This window comes from Halomonas sp. PAMB 3232 (assembly GCF_031954225.1).
Classification (GTDB): domain Bacteria; phylum Pseudomonadota; class Gammaproteobacteria; order Pseudomonadales; family Halomonadaceae; genus Vreelandella.
The window spans coordinates 401,071-414,681 of record NZ_CP134865.1; the positions used below are offsets into that span (position 1 = coordinate 401,071).

12 protein-coding genes and 2 tRNA genes are annotated in these 13,611 nt (G+C 61.9%); all 14 read left to right on the forward strand.

The annotated features are described in order from the left end of the window. Window positions 1-84: 84 nt before the first annotated feature. The gene (gene rlmE, locus RN346_RS01865; RefSeq protein ID WP_311961958.1) at window positions 85-732 is read left to right on the forward strand and encodes a 23S rRNA (uridine(2552)-2'-O)-methyltransferase RlmE; all 648 of its coding nucleotides are present in this window, start codon (window positions 85-87) and stop codon (window positions 730-732) included. Between the two features lie 193 nt (window positions 733-925). Then, entirely contained in the window at window positions 926-2,923 is a 1,998-nt protein-coding gene (gene ftsH / locus RN346_RS01870) for an ATP-dependent zinc metalloprotease FtsH (protein ID WP_311959724.1), read from the forward strand. A 100-nt stretch (window positions 2,924-3,023) separates the two neighbouring features. After that, window positions 3,024-3,929, forward strand: a complete 906-nt coding sequence (gene folP / locus RN346_RS01875; protein ID WP_263585304.1) for a dihydropteroate synthase — start codon at window positions 3,024-3,026, stop codon at window positions 3,927-3,929. After that, window positions 3,926-5,275, forward strand: a complete 1,350-nt coding sequence (gene glmM / locus RN346_RS01880; RefSeq protein ID WP_263585303.1) for a phosphoglucosamine mutase — start codon at window positions 3,926-3,928, stop codon at window positions 5,273-5,275. The genes folP and glmM overlap by 4 nt, the downstream gene beginning before the upstream one ends. A 97-nt stretch (window positions 5,276-5,372) precedes the next feature. Continuing rightward, window positions 5,373-6,122: a triose-phosphate isomerase gene (gene tpiA / locus RN346_RS01885; protein WP_311961959.1), complete on the forward strand. Its 750-nt coding sequence runs from the start codon at window positions 5,373-5,375 to the stop codon at window positions 6,120-6,122. Window positions 6,123-6,126: 4 nt separating this feature from the next. Continuing rightward, a complete protein-coding gene (secG, locus tag RN346_RS01890; protein WP_252108387.1) occupies window positions 6,127-6,486 on the forward strand; it encodes a preprotein translocase subunit SecG in 360 nt (119 codons plus the stop codon). A 34-nt stretch (window positions 6,487-6,520) separates the two neighbouring features. Next, window positions 6,521-6,607 (forward strand) — tRNA-Leu (locus RN346_RS01895). Between the two features lie 133 nt (window positions 6,608-6,740). Beyond that, a tRNA-Met gene (locus RN346_RS01900) sits at window positions 6,741-6,817 on the forward strand. A gap of 311 nt (window positions 6,818-7,128) precedes the next feature. Next, window positions 7,129-7,590, forward strand: a complete 462-nt coding sequence (gene rimP, locus RN346_RS01905; RefSeq protein WP_311961960.1) for a ribosome maturation factor RimP — start codon at window positions 7,129-7,131, stop codon at window positions 7,588-7,590. Between the two features lie 76 nt (window positions 7,591-7,666). After that, entirely contained in the window at window positions 7,667-9,181 is a 1,515-nt protein-coding gene (nusA, locus tag RN346_RS01910) for a transcription termination factor NusA (protein ID WP_252108391.1), read from the forward strand. 26 nt (window positions 9,182-9,207) lie between these two features. Next, window positions 9,208-11,742 (forward strand): translation initiation factor IF-2, encoded by a 2,535-nt coding sequence (gene infB, locus RN346_RS01915; protein WP_311959732.1) that lies wholly within the window; start codon window positions 9,208-9,210, stop codon window positions 11,740-11,742. 18 nt (window positions 11,743-11,760) lie between these two features. Continuing rightward, window positions 11,761-12,168, forward strand: a complete 408-nt coding sequence (gene rbfA / locus RN346_RS01920; RefSeq protein ID WP_311961961.1) for a 30S ribosome-binding factor RbfA — start codon at window positions 11,761-11,763, stop codon at window positions 12,166-12,168. Beyond that, window positions 12,168-13,088, forward strand: a complete 921-nt coding sequence (truB, locus tag RN346_RS01925) for a tRNA pseudouridine(55) synthase TruB (protein ID WP_311961962.1) — start codon at window positions 12,168-12,170, stop codon at window positions 13,086-13,088. Before rbfA ends, truB begins: the two co-directional genes overlap by 1 nt. A gap of 116 nt (window positions 13,089-13,204) precedes the next feature. Beyond that, window positions 13,205-13,474, forward strand: a complete 270-nt coding sequence (gene rpsO, locus RN346_RS01930; RefSeq protein ID WP_074397689.1) for a 30S ribosomal protein S15 — start codon at window positions 13,205-13,207, stop codon at window positions 13,472-13,474. Window positions 13,475-13,611 lie beyond the last annotated feature (137 nt).

Genomic DNA, 13,611 nt, shown 5'->3' on the forward strand with positions numbered 1-13,611 from the left:
TCTTACGGTGAAACGCCGTCGAGTGAAAGCGCCCCTCCCGGCACTTTCGCACATTCACCCTTCACGCCCAGATATAGACGCCCCATGCAGCAAAAGCCCCCAGGTCAAAAACGTGCCGCCAGCAAGACCAGCGCCAGCTGGATGAAGGAGCATTTCGACGACCAGTACGTCAAGCAGAGCTGGCAGGACGGCTACCGCTCCCGGGCAAGCTACAAGCTTCTGGAGCTCGACGAGAAGGACAGGCTCTTTCGTCCCAACATGACGGTGATCGATTTGGGCGCCGCCCCTGGTGGCTGGAGCCAGGTCGCCGCCGAGAAGGTCGGCATCGACGGCGTGGTGATCGCCTCCGACATTCTCGAGATGGACGCTTTGGCCGGCGTGGACTTCGTTCAGGGCGATTTCACCGAAGAGAGCGTGCTGAACGCGATCCTCGAAAAGCTCGGCGACCGCCGGGTGGACCTTGTGATGTCGGACATGGCCCCCAATATGAGCGGTATGGCCGCCATCGACCAGCCACAGGCGATGTATCTGGTCGAGCTCGCCCTGGAACTTGCGCGAGAAACCCTGCCCAAGGGCGGTACGTTTCTGGCCAAGGTGTTTCAGGGCGAGGGCTTCGATGCCTACCTCAAGGAGCTCAAGGGGTCGTTCGACCGCGTGGTGACGCGCAAGCCCGGTGCTTCCCGTGCACGCTCTCGGGAAGTCTACTTCCTGGCCCAGGGCTTTCGCGGTTAACGCCCGTAATACGAAAAACTTATCAAGGCGATTGCCGAGCCGGCAGGCGCAAAGCGTGTCACACTGCTCAAAAGCGGGATGGCACGGATGGCCCAAAGTCGAACGTGCTTTGGCAATGGTTGAACGTAGTACTCTAGTGTAAGGTCTGAGTGTCGACGGTTAACTGACGGATTCTTGTAATGAGGGTAGCCCCTTGAACGATATGGCGAAGAACCTGATTCTGTGGTTGGTCATTGCGGCCGTGCTGCTGACAGTGTTCAACAATTTCAGTACGGAAAGCGCACCTCAATCCACCAACTACTCTCAGTTCGTGCAGCAGGTGCAAAATCAACAGGTCCGCAGCGTGACCATCGACGGCTACACCATTCAGGGTGAGCGTACCGACGGTTCGCAGTTCCAGACCATCCGGCCGGCAGCGGAAGATCCGAAGCTGATGGATGACCTGTTGAGCAACAACGTCACCGTGGTGGGCAAGGAGCCTGAGCAGCAGAGCATCTGGATGCGCCTGTTGATCGCCAGTTTCCCGATCCTTTTGATCCTCGCCATCTTCATGTTCTTCATGCGCCAGATGCAAGGCGGTGCCGGCGGCGGTAAAGGCGGGCCGATGAGCTTTGGCAAGTCCAAGGCCAAGCTCCTCTCCCAGGATCAGATCAAGACGACCTTCGCGGATGTCGCCGGCTGCGACGAGGCCAAGGAAGAGGTCGAAGAGCTCGTCGACTTCCTGCGTGACCCGACCAAGTTCCAGCGTCTGGGCGGCACCATTCCACGCGGTGTGCTGATGGTGGGCCCGCCGGGTACCGGTAAGACGCTGCTGGCAAAATCAATCGCTGGCGAAGCGAAAGTGCCGTTCTTCTCGATTTCGGGTTCCGATTTCGTCGAGATGTTCGTGGGTGTCGGTGCCTCGCGCGTGCGCGACATGTTCGAGCAGGCCAAGAAACAGGCGCCTTGCATCATCTTCATCGACGAGATCGACGCCGTGGGTCGCTCGCGCGGCGCCGGCATGGGTGGCGGTAACGACGAGCGTGAGCAGACGCTCAACCAGCTGCTGGTGGAAATGGACGGCTTCGAGGCCAACGAAGGCATCATCGTGATCGCCGCGACCAACCGCCCGGATGTGCTCGACCCGGCGCTTCTGCGCCCGGGGCGTTTCGACCGTCAGGTGACGGTTGGTCTACCCGATATTCGTGGCCGTGAACATATCCTTGGCGTTCACCTTCGCAAGGTGCCGCTGTCGGACGACGTCAAACCCGTCATCATCGCCCGGGGGACGCCTGGCTTCTCTGGCGCTGATCTGGCTAACCTGGTCAACGAGGCGGCGCTGTTTGCCGCGCGTCGCAACAAGCGTCTGGTCAGCATGGAAGAGCTCGAGCTTGCCAAGGACAAGATCATGATGGGCGCCGAGCGCAAATCCATGGTCATGACCGACAAGGAGAAGCTCAACACCGCCTATCACGAATCCGGCCATGCGATCATTGGTCTGGTGATGCCCGAGCACGACCCGGTCTATAAGGTGACGATCATTCCGCGCGGACGCGCCCTGGGTGTGACCATGTTCCTGCCCGAGGAGGATCGCTACAGCCTGTCGCGCCAGCAGATTATCAGTCAGATCTGCTCGCTGTTCGGTGGCCGTATTGCCGAGGAGATGACGCTGGGTGCCAACGGCGTGACCACCGGTGCCTCCAACGACATCAAGCGGGCAACCGAACTGGCCCACAACATGGTCGCCAAATGGGGACTTTCCGACGAGATGGGCCCGATCATGTACGACGAGGACGAATCACACCAGTTCCTCGGCGGCCCCGGGCAGGGCGGCAGCAAGCTGAAATCCGGCGAAACCACCACGCGTCTGGACAAGGAAGTACGCAAGATCATCGACGACTGCTACGAGCAGGCGCGCCAGATTCTGCACGACAACCGTGACAAGCTGGACGCCATGACTGAGGCGCTGATGAAGTACGAGACCATCGATGCCAGTCAGCTCAAGGACATCATGGAAGGCAAGGACCCGCGTCCGCCGGAAGGCTGGGACGACGGTGACTCCTCTGGTGGCGGTACCCCGGTAGGTGGCGACAAGCCGCAGCCCAAAGCCGACGAGCCGGACACCCACGCTTCCGACGACGACAGCGAAGAGGATGACGACGAGCCGCGCCGCCGCCCGTCCGACCCGCTGGGCGGCCCGGCTGGCCCCTGATCAAAAGAGCCGGTTCATCATCGAGGCGCCCCGCGGGGCGCCTTTTTTTTGCTATGCTGAGCGCCCTCGAGCCGCAACGTTTTTATTTACAGGCTGTGCCATGAAATCAACTACCCCAGCGCTCTTGCCCGAAGCGGCGTCGTCACTGCAGTGCGGTCGCCATCGGCTGGATCTCTCCTTTCCCCGCGTCATGGGCATTCTCAACGTCACGCCCGACTCCTTTTCCGATGGCGGCCGTCACGTCGCGCTCGACGATGCGCTGCGCCACGCCGAACAGATGCTCGCCGAGGGGGCGGCCATGATCGACGTGGGCGGCGAGTCGACCCGGCCGGGGGCCGAGGCGGTGCCCGAGCAGGAGGAGCTCGACCGGGTCGCGCCGGTGGTCGAGGCGCTGGTGCGCGAGCTCGACGCGCTGGTCTCCGTCGATACCAGCAGCGCCCTGGTGATACGCGAGTCCGCCGCCCGCGGGGCGAGCATGATCAACGACGTGCGCGCGCTGGAGCGCGAAGGGGCGCTGGCCGCCGCCGCGCAGAGCGGGCTACCGGTTTGTCTGATGCATCGTCAGGGCGAGCCCCAGGCGATGCAGCACGCCCCTCACTATGAGGTGCCCGTCGAGCAGGCCGTCGCCGAGTTTTTGAGCAAGCGTGTAACCGCCTGCGACGCCGCCGGGCTGCCCCGTGATCGACTGCTGCTCGACCCGGGCTTTGGCTTTGGTAAAAGCGTCGAGCACAATCTGCGCCTTTTGAACCGCATGGATGCACTCGAGGCACTGGGGCTGCCGCTGCTGGTCGGCATGTCGCGCAAGAGCATGATCGGTAAGGTGCTCGGCCGTCCGGTCGAGGAGCGCCTGTTCGGCGGGGTGGCGCTGTCGGCGATGGCGGTCGAAAGAGGCGCAAAAATACTACGAGTGCATGATGTCGGCCCCACCGTGGATGCCGTTACCATGGCGTGGGCAGTTTTACAGGAAGGCTGCGAGCCGTCGATCAACAAGGAACACCTCTCATGACACGACGTTATTTCGGTACCGATGGTATTCGTGGCACGGTGGGCGAGGCGCCCATCACCGCCGATTTCATGCTCAAACTCGGCTGGGCGGCAGGCCAGGTGCTGCGCCGCGAGAAGGGGCGCACCCGCGTGCTGATCGGCAAGGACACCCGCATCTCGGGCTACATGTTCGAATCCGCCCTGGAGGCCGGGCTTTCCGCCGCCGGCGTCGATGTCTCGCTTTTGGGCCCCATGCCGACACCGGGCATCGCGTACCTCACCCGCACCTTTCGCGCCGACGCGGGCATCGTTATCTCCGCCTCGCACAACCCCTTCGCTGACAACGGCATCAAGTTTTTCTCCGCCGAGGGCAAGAAGCTTGCCGACGAAGTGGAGGACCGCATCGAGGCGATGCTGGACGCACCGCTCGACACCGTGGGCGCCGGCCAGCTTGGCAAGGCCGCACGGATCGACGACGCCGCCGGGCGCTATATCGAGTTCTGTAAGTCGACGCTGCCGGATCGCTTGAGCCTGCACGGCTTGAAAGTCGTGCTCGACTGCGCCCACGGCGCGACCTATCACATTGCCCCGAGCGTGTTTCGCGAGCTGGGCGCCGAGGTAAGCGTCATCGGCTGTGCGCCGGACGGACTCAACATCAACCGCGACGTGGGCTCGACCCATCCAGCGGCGCTGCGCGCGGCGGTCATTCAGCAGGGGGCGGATCTGGGGATCGCTTTTGACGGTGACGGCGACCGCGTGCTGCTGGTCGATGCCGACGGCCGCGAAGTCGATGGCGACGACATTCTCTATCTGATCGCCCGCGACCGCTTCGACCGCGGCCTGCTACAGGGCGGCGTGGTGGGCACGCTGATGAGCAACTTCGGCCTCGCCATGGCGCTGGAAAAGCTCGGCATTCCCTTCGAGCGCGCCAAGGTAGGGGACCGTTTCGTCATGGAGAAGATGGCCGCCAACGGCTGGGAGCTGGGTGGCGAGTCGTCTGGCCATATCGTTTGCGCCCACGCGCAAACCACCGGTGACGGCATCGTCTCGGCGCTGCAGGTGCTGGCGCTGATGATGCGTGAGCAAAAAACGCTGGTGACGCTGTTACGTGAGTTCGAGAAGGTGCCCCAGGCGCTGGTCAACGTGCGCCTGCCCGCCGGCACCGATGCCAGGGAAGTCATGAAGGCGCCGGAGCTCGACGCGGCGGTAAGCGGGCTCGAGGCGGAGCTTGGCGACCAGGGGCGGGTGCTGCTTCGTCCGTCGGGTACCGAGCCGTTGATTCGCGTGATGGTCGAGGGGCGCTCGCACCTGGATGTCATGGGGCTTGCCAAAAACCTCGCCCAGCGCGTCGAAGCGCTGCTGGCCTGACGCGACGATTCACCAGAAAAGGCCCTGATGTTGACAGCGGTTGTCTTGACAGGGCCGCTCCTATACCATTTCGCCCCACCTTGAAAGAGGACAACGAATGCGCACACCATTGATCGCCGGTAACTGGAAGATGAACGGCTCCACGTCGTTGATCGAGGACTTTGGCCGCAAATTTGCCGATGCGACATTGTCCGAGGCGGTCAGGGTCGTGGTGATTCCGCCTTTTCCCTACCTGGAGGCGGCCCGTCAGGCGTTTCTCGATACGCCGCTCGCGCTTGGCGCGCAGACGCTCAATCCGGCCGATTCCGGGGCGCATACGGGCGAAGTCAGTGGTCGCATGCTGACCGAGCTCGGCGCTACCTACGTACTGGTTGGCCACTCTGAGCGCCGCGAGCTCTACGGGGAAAGTGATGAGCAGGTGTTCGACCGTTTGCTTGCCGCGCTGAGCGTGGGGCTCGTGCCGATCCTGTGCGTGGGCGAATCGCTTGAAGAGCGTGATGCTGGACGGACCATGGACGTGGTGCTGCGCCAGGTAGGTTACGCCATGGCAAGGCTCGACCCCGAACAGCGTCAAAAGGTCGTCATCGCCTATGAACCCGTTTGGGCCATCGGTACCGGGCGCACGGCGACCCCGGAGCAGGCTCAGGAAGTGATGGCCGGCATCCGCGCCTATCAGGCAGAATTCAATACCGCGCTTGCCGAGCAGCTCACGCTGCTTTACGGCGGCAGTATGAATGTAAAGAACGCGGCTGAGTTACTTGCCCAGCCCGATATCGACGGCGGTTTGGTGGGCGGCGCTTCGCTCAAAACCGATGATTTTTTCGCTATTTGTCAGTCAGCAGGATAACGCCATGCAAGTTGCAATTTTAATGGTTCACGTGGTCATCGCGATCGCGCTCGTTGTACTTATTCTGCTTCAGCAGGGTAAAGGGGCCGATGCCGGCGCCTCCTTTGGCGGTGGTGCATCGCAAACCGTCTTTGGCTCGCGCGGTAGCGGTAACTTCCTGTCGCGCACCACCGGCGTTCTGGCCGCGGGTTTTTTCGTCACCTCGCTGGCGCTCGCCTACTACGCGACCCAGGCGGGACAGTCGCCAGAGGCCGGTATTCCGGACTCGCGTTTGATCGAGCAACAACAAAGCGTGCCAACGCTTGACGAAGGCTCGGAAAGTGTGGATAATGCAGCGCCAGTGCTAGAGGGAAACGGCGAGTAAGTAGTTGAGCCGCTTTCATTTAGCCTCCCCTGATGCCGAAGTGGTGGAATTGGTAGACACGCTATCTTGAGGGGGTAGTGGCCTTACGGTCGTGCGGGTTCAAGTCCCGCCTTCGGCACCAACGAGATACCTGTAACGGGTTCTCAGCGTTCGACGCAGCTGGCAACAGATGTCGTTTGAGCGAGCAGTATCTGCGGCGAGAAAGGCGCTTGACGAAAGCAGTGCAAGTCGCTAGTATCGTCCAGCTTGATTGATGCGGGGTGGAGCAGTCTGGTAGCTCGTCGGGCTCATAACCCGAAGGTCATCGGTTCAAATCCGGTCCCCGCTACCATCTTCTACAAGCGGTGTATGCGCAGCGACGTTTTCAGAATGCTGGCAACCACATCTCACCGGTTTGTCGAAATGGTTTTACAGGTTTCTTTTAAAAAGCCCCTTCCTGTGAAGGGGCTTTTTGTTAGTAGCGCCTTTGCATCGCGGCGCTTTTGACAGTTTAAGAGTAGCTTTTTGCGAGCCAAGCGTGTCTGGCGTGCCGGCAGGGCCGGGCGGTCGAAGACACATTTTCAGGTAACGCCAATCAGCCACCTAGCTTTTCTCATGACTCCTGGCCAGGTGCCTGATGCAACGGCTAAAGGAGCTTCGTCTGTGGCCACGAAACATGCAGCGCTGCACGCGCTGGTCGAGCCCGTTGTTGCCGCCATGGGCTTTGAGCTATGGGGCATTGACCATCTTTCTCAGGGCAAGCACTCCCGGCTTGTGATCTATATCGAGCGTGAAAGCGGCGTCAGCGTCGAAGACTGCGCCGATATCAGCCGCCAGGTCAGCGCCGTTTTGGACGTCGAAGACCCGATTCCTGGCGAGTATCGCCTGGAAGTCTCGTCGCCGGGCATGGCGCGTCCCTTGTACACTCTGGATCATTTTACGCGCTTTCAGGGCCACCAGGTCGCGCTCAAGCTGCGCACCGCCTTCAGTGGTCGGCGCAAGTTTCAGGGCCTGCTTGCCGGGGTGGAAGGCGACGAGGTGTTGCTTCAGTTTGACGACGAAGAGTACTGCTTTCCCATCGAAAGTATCGATGCTGCACACATTGTCCCGCAGTTCGACGACTAGGCTCGACGATTAAAAAAACGGCGGCCCCCCGGTTTGGGCGAGGCATAAAGGACAGGTTTACTGGCGAGGCATACGCATGAGTAAAGAAATTTTAATGGTCGTTGACGCGATCTCCAACGAGAAAGGCGTTTCGCGCGACGTCATTTTTGAGGCGGTCGAAGCGGCGCTTGCCAGCGCCTCACGCAAGCGTTTCGAACACGAAGAAGCCAACGTGCGCGTATCGATCGATCGCCGCAGCGGTGACTACGATACCTACCGTTTCTGGACGGTGGTCGAGGACGACGAGTTCGAAACCCCGGATTACGAAATCAAGCAGACCATCGCCGAGCAGCGCGATCCGCCGCTGGCGTTGGGTGACATCGTCGAAGAGAAGATCGAGAACGCCGTCTTTGGCCGTATCGCCGCGCAAACCGCCAAGCAGGTCATCGTGCAGAAAGTGCGCGAAGCCGAGCGCGCCGAAGTCGTGCGCCAGTACGCCGACCGCGAAGGCGAGCTGGTCGCCGGTATCGTCAAAAAGACCACTCGCGATGGTTTGATCATCGATCTGGGCGAGAACGCCGAGGCGTTTTTGGCGCGTAACGAAATGATCCATGGCGAACGCTACCGCATGAACGAGCGGGTACGGGCGCTACTGGTCAAGGTCGACGCCGACGCGCGCGGTGCCCAGCTTCAACTCTCGCGCACCAATCCGCAGTTCATCATCGAGCTGTTCAAGATCGAGGTGCCGGAAATCGCCGAGCAGCTCATCGAGATCAAGGGCGCGGCGCGCGATCCGGGCTCGCGGGCCAAGATCGCGGTCAAGACCAACGACCGGCGCATCGACCCGGTCGGCGCCTGTGTCGGCATGCGCGGTTCGCGCGTTCAGGCGGTCTCCTCGGAGCTGCAAAACGAACGCGTGGATATCGTGCTGTGGGACGATAACCCGGCTCAGTTGGTCATCAATGCCATGGCCCCGGCGGACGTCGCCTCCATTCTGGTGGACGAAGACGCCCACGCCATGGACGTTGCCGTCGCCCAGGACAACCTCGCCCAGGCCATCGGCCGCAGCGGTCAGAACGTGCGCCTGGCCTCGGAGCTCACCGGCTGGCGGATCAACGTCATGACCGAGGACGAAGCCGAGTCCAAGCGCGAGCAGGAAATCGATAGCCTCGTGGACTCCTTCGTTCACCACCTGAGCGTGGACGAAGACGTTGCCCGCCTGCTGGTTGAAGAAGGGTTCACGACGCTGGAAGAAGTCGCCTACGTGCCGCTTGAAGAGATGCTCGAAATCGAGGAGTTCGATGAAGAGCTGGTCGAAGAGCTGCGCGCACGTGCCAAGGACGAGCTACTCACCATGGCGATCGCCTCGGAAGAAGCACTCGATGGTGCGCAGCCGGCGGACGATCTGCTTGAAATGGAGGGCATGGAGCGCCATCTGGCCTTCATTCTCGCCAGTAAGGGCATCGTTACCATGGAGGATCTCGCCGAACAGTCTGTCGACGATCTGGTCGATATCGAGGAGTTAGACGAAGCGCGCGCAGCGGCACTGATCATGACTGCCCGTGCGCCCTGGTTTGAAGACGATAGCGAAGCGGCTTCGAACACACAGTAAACAGGTCACGGGCTTGGAGGGTCACAATGTCGGATATGACAGTTAAAGATTTTGCAGTAAAGGTGGGCCGCGACGTGCCCCGCTTGCTAGAGCAGATGAAAGAGGCGGGACTCAAGCACGCCTCGGAAAGCGATGCGGTGTCCGAAGAGGACAAGCAGACGCTCTTGAGCTTTTTGAAGAAAAGCCACGGCGGCAGCGACACCGCCGATGCGGGTAAAAACCGGATCACTCTGACGCGCAAGACGCGCAGCCGCATCAAAACCGGCGAGCGCGGCAAGACGATCGAAGTTCAGGTCAGAAAGAAAAAGACCTACGTCAAGCGCGCCGAAGAAGAGAAGCCGAAAGCCCAGGAGCCGGTCCACAGCGGCCCGCGTCAGCTGGTCGGTGACATGGCCGAAGCCGAAGCCGAGCGCAAGGTGCAGCAAGCGCGTGAAGCCGAAGAGCGCGCCGCCGCCGAAAAAGCCCGCGCTGAAGAAGCCGAGCGTCAAAAGCAGGCCGAAGCCTCCAACAAAGCCGTCGCTCCCGAGATCGACGTGCCGGAGCTTCAGATCGACGACAGCGCGCCCTCGGAAGAGATGCCTCCGGCACCGCCGAAGGAAGGCCGTACCGACCGTCGCACCGCGCCGCCGAAGAAAGCCGCGGCGAAGAAGAAGGGGCGTGACGAGGACGATGATCGCGGCGATCGCGAAGAGCGTAAGCGCGGCGGCGGGGCCAAAAAGGCCAAGCGCTCCGAACGCCGCGGCGGCCGCCGTGGCCCGGGCGGCAGCGGCAACGGCAAGCACGGCTTCCAGAAGCCGACACAACCGATCGTGCGCGAAGTCTCGATCCCCGAGTCGATCAGCGTTGCCGAGCTTGCCGACAAGATGTCGATCAAGGCCAACGAAGTGATCAAGGCCATGTTCACCATGGGCGCGGCCGTGACCATCAACCAGACCATCGATCAGGACACTGCCGCGATCGTCGTCGAGGAGATGGGCCACAAGGTCAAGCTGGTCAAGGACGATGCGCTCGAAACCGAAATGATCGAGGGTATCTCCTACGAAGGTGAAGAGATCACTCGTTCGCCGGTCGTGACCGTCATGGGGCACGTCGACCACGGTAAGACGTCTTTGCTCGACTACATTCGTCGTGCCAAGGTCGCCACCGGCGAAGCCGGCGGTATCACCCAGCACATCGGTGCCTACCACGTGGAAGACAACCACGGCGGCGTCACCTTCCTGGATACCCCGGGTCACGCGGCGTTTACCGCCATGCGTGCTCGCGGTGCCAAGGCGACCGACGTGGTGATCCTGGTGGTCGCGGCGGACGACGGCGTCATGCCGCAGACCATCGAGGCGATCGAGCACTCCAAGGCCGCCGAAGTCCCCATGGTCGTGGCGGTGAACAAGATCGACAAGACCGGCGCGGATTTCGACCGTATCCGTAACGAGCTCTCCCAGCACGGCGTGATTTCCGAGGACTGGGGCGGCGATACACAGTTCGTTCACGTTTCCGCGAAAACCGGTGATGGCATCGAAGAGCTGCTGGAAGCGATCCAGCTGGTGTCCGAAGTGCTCGAGCTCAAGGCCGTTCCGTCGGCGCCTGGTAAGGGTGTGGTCGTCGAATCGCGCCTGGACAAGGGCCGCGGTCCGGTCGCCACGGTGCTGGTACAAAACGGCACGCTCAAGCGCGGCGACATCGTGCTGGCCGGCCTGCACTATGGCCGCGTGCGCGCGCTGACCAACGAGCTCGGCCAACAGGTCGAGGAAGTGGGTCCGGCCATGCCTGTGGAAATTCAGGGCCTGGACGGTACGCCGGACGCCGGTGATGACTTCATGGTCGTGGCGGACGAACGCAAGGCGCGCGAAGTGGCCAACTTCCGTCAAGGCAAGTACCGCGAAGTACGCCTGGCGCGTCAGCAGAAAGCCAAGCTCGAGAACATGTTCAGCCAGATGGGTCAGGACGAAGTGGCCAAGGTCAACATCGTACTGAAGGCCGACGTGCAGGGCTCGCTTGAAGCGATCCGTGGTGCGCTCGAAGAGCTCTCCACCGATGAAGTTCAGGTGGCCGTGGTGTCTTCCGGCGTGGGTGGTATCACCGGTACCGACGCCAACCTGGCGCTCGCCTCCGAGGCGATCGTGGTCGGCTTCAACGTCCGTGCCGACGCCGCTGCCCGCGAGATCATCGAACGTGAAGGTCTGGATCTGCGCTACTACAGCGTCATCTACCACCTGATCGACGAGGTCAAGCAGGCGATGAGCGGTATGCTCGCGCCGGAGTGGAAAGAAGAGATCGTTGGCGTTGCCGAAGTGCGCGACGTGTTCCGCGCGCCGAAGATCGGTGCGGTAGCCGGCTGTATGGTCGTCGAAGGCACCGTGTCACGCAGCAAGCGTATCCGCGTACTGCGTGAAAACGTGGTCATCTATGAAGGCGAGCTCGAGTCGCTGCGCCGCTACAAGGACGACGTGCAGGAAGTTCGTAACGGCGTCGAGTGTGGTATCGGCGTGAAGAACTACAACGACGTCCAGGTCGGCGACAAGATCGAAGTCTTCGACCAGGTCAAGGTCGAGCGCACCCTGTAAGGGCCGCGAGGAGCAATCATGCGCGAATTCAAGCGTACCGACCGGGTAGCCGACCAGCTCCAGAAGGAGCTGGCGGTACTCATCCAGCGTGAAATCAAGGACCCGCGCCTTGGCATGGTGACGGTCAGCGGCGCGACCGTCAGCCGCGATCTGGGCTACGCCGACATCTACGTCACCCTCCTAGGTGAACAGGCGCCCGAGCGTATCAAGGAGAACCTGCAGGTGCTCAAGCGCGCCAGCGGTTTTTTGCGAAGCCAGATCGCCAAGCGCATCCAGCTTCGCCATGTACCGGAGCTGCGCTTTCATTTCGATGAAAGCGTGGTGCGCGGTCAGCAGCTCTCCTCGCTGATCGACGAGGCGGTCTCCACTGACCGCGCGCGTCAGGGTGAGGAAGGCGAAGACGCCCAGGGCGAGGAGCCGCGCTAATGGCGCGTCGCCGCAAGGGGTTGCCGGTCAACGGCGTGATGCTGCTGGATAAGCCCAAGGGCCTTTCCAGCAACCACGCGCTGCAGCGCGTACGCCGTCTGTTCGAGGCGCAAAAGGCGGGGCACACCGGCACCCTCGACCCTATGGCGACGGGCCTTTTACCGATTTGCCTGGGCGAGGCGACCAAGTTTTCCGCCCACCTGCTGGAAGCCGACAAGATGTATCGTACCCGAGTCGAACTCGGGGTGATGACCGATACCGGCGACGCCGAAGGCGAGGTGCTGGAGCGTCGCGACGTGCCCGCGCTCACCGAGCACGATATCGAGGCCGCGATCGCGCGCTTTCGTGGAGAGATCGACCAGGTGCCGCCGATGTACTCGGCACTCAAGCACCAGGGTAGAAAGCTCTACGAGCTTGCCCGGGAAGGCAAGGAGGTCGAGCGCAAGGCGCGGCGCGTGTGCATTCACGAGGCGCGCTTGATCGGCTTCGACGGCGCGGCCTTCGAGCTCGAAGTAAGCTGTAGCAAGGGTACCTACATTCGAACGCTGGCCGAAGATATCGGCGCGGCACTCGGGTGTGGCGCCCACATCAGCGCCTTGAGACGGCTCAGGACCGGGCCGTTTGATAGCGAAGCGATGTGGACGCTCGAGGAGATCGAGGCGCTCGCCGATCAGCCCACCCGCGAGGCGAAGCTCATGCCCGTGGACGTGCTGGTCGACCATTTGCCGGCGCTGACGGTAGACGATACCGGTCACCAGCGTCTTTCTCACGGCCAGCCCGCGGCGCTCGACGCCACGGCGCTGGGCCTGGAGAATTTGGCACGTCTTTATCACGCCGACGCGTTTATCGGGCTCGGCGTTGTAAAGGGGCCGCAGGAAGTGGCCCCGAAGCGGCTGTTGAGTACGGTCGCTCGTTCGTAAATTCGTCGGAGAATCGTTGCAAGGATGCGGCGATCTGCGCGAAAATAGCCTTGAGACTGCAAATATGCGTGGTCTCACCCATTCAATGTTAAGCATATTGCTGACTGGAGAGACAGATGGCACTAACCGCTGAGAAAAAGGCCGAGATCGTCAACGAATACGGCCGCGGCGAGAGCGACACCGGTTCCCCCGAAGTGCAGGTTGCCCTGCTGAGCGCCAACATCAACGGCCTGCAGGACCACTTCAAAACCAACAAGCAGGATCACCACTCCCGTCGTGGTCTGATCCGGATGGTAAACCAGCGTCGTAAGCTGCTGGACTACCTCAAGCGCAAGGATTTCGAACGCTATCAGTCTCTGATTCAGCGTCTGGGCCTGCGTCGCTAAGACGCTTTGCCGCTCTTTGGGGTGGCAAGCGCTGCGTGCAGTCGAAACGGGCCGCCTTCTGGGCGGCCCGTTTTTTATGCCTGCCCGGTGCGCGGCCTATTTCGGGTTTCTGGTAGCCGTTGACGGCGACAGCGCCT

Excerpts from the sequence above, each read along its gene's own strand:
- rlmE (WP_311961958.1), top strand. The coding sequence starts at position 85 with ATGCAGCAAAAGCCCCCAGGTCAAAAACGTGCCGCCAGCAAGACCAGC.
- folP (WP_263585304.1), top strand. The coding sequence starts at position 3,024 with ATGAAATCAACTACCCCAGCGCTCTTGCCCGAAGCGGCGTCGTCACTG.
- glmM (WP_263585303.1), top strand. The coding sequence starts at position 3,926 with ATGACACGACGTTATTTCGGTACCGATGGTATTCGTGGCACGGTGGGC.
- tpiA (WP_311961959.1), top strand. The coding sequence starts at position 5,373 with ATGCGCACACCATTGATCGCCGGTAACTGGAAGATGAACGGCTCCACG.
- secG (WP_252108387.1), top strand. The coding sequence starts at position 6,127 with ATGCAAGTTGCAATTTTAATGGTTCACGTGGTCATCGCGATCGCGCTC.
- nusA (WP_252108391.1), top strand. The coding sequence starts at position 7,667 with ATGAGTAAAGAAATTTTAATGGTCGTTGACGCGATCTCCAACGAGAAA.
- infB (WP_311959732.1), top strand. The coding sequence starts at position 9,208 with ATGTCGGATATGACAGTTAAAGATTTTGCAGTAAAGGTGGGCCGCGAC.
- rbfA (WP_311961961.1), top strand. The coding sequence starts at position 11,761 with ATGCGCGAATTCAAGCGTACCGACCGGGTAGCCGACCAGCTCCAGAAG.
- truB (WP_311961962.1), top strand. The coding sequence starts at position 12,168 with ATGGCGCGTCGCCGCAAGGGGTTGCCGGTCAACGGCGTGATGCTGCTG.
- rpsO (WP_074397689.1), top strand. The coding sequence starts at position 13,205 with ATGGCACTAACCGCTGAGAAAAAGGCCGAGATCGTCAACGAATACGGC.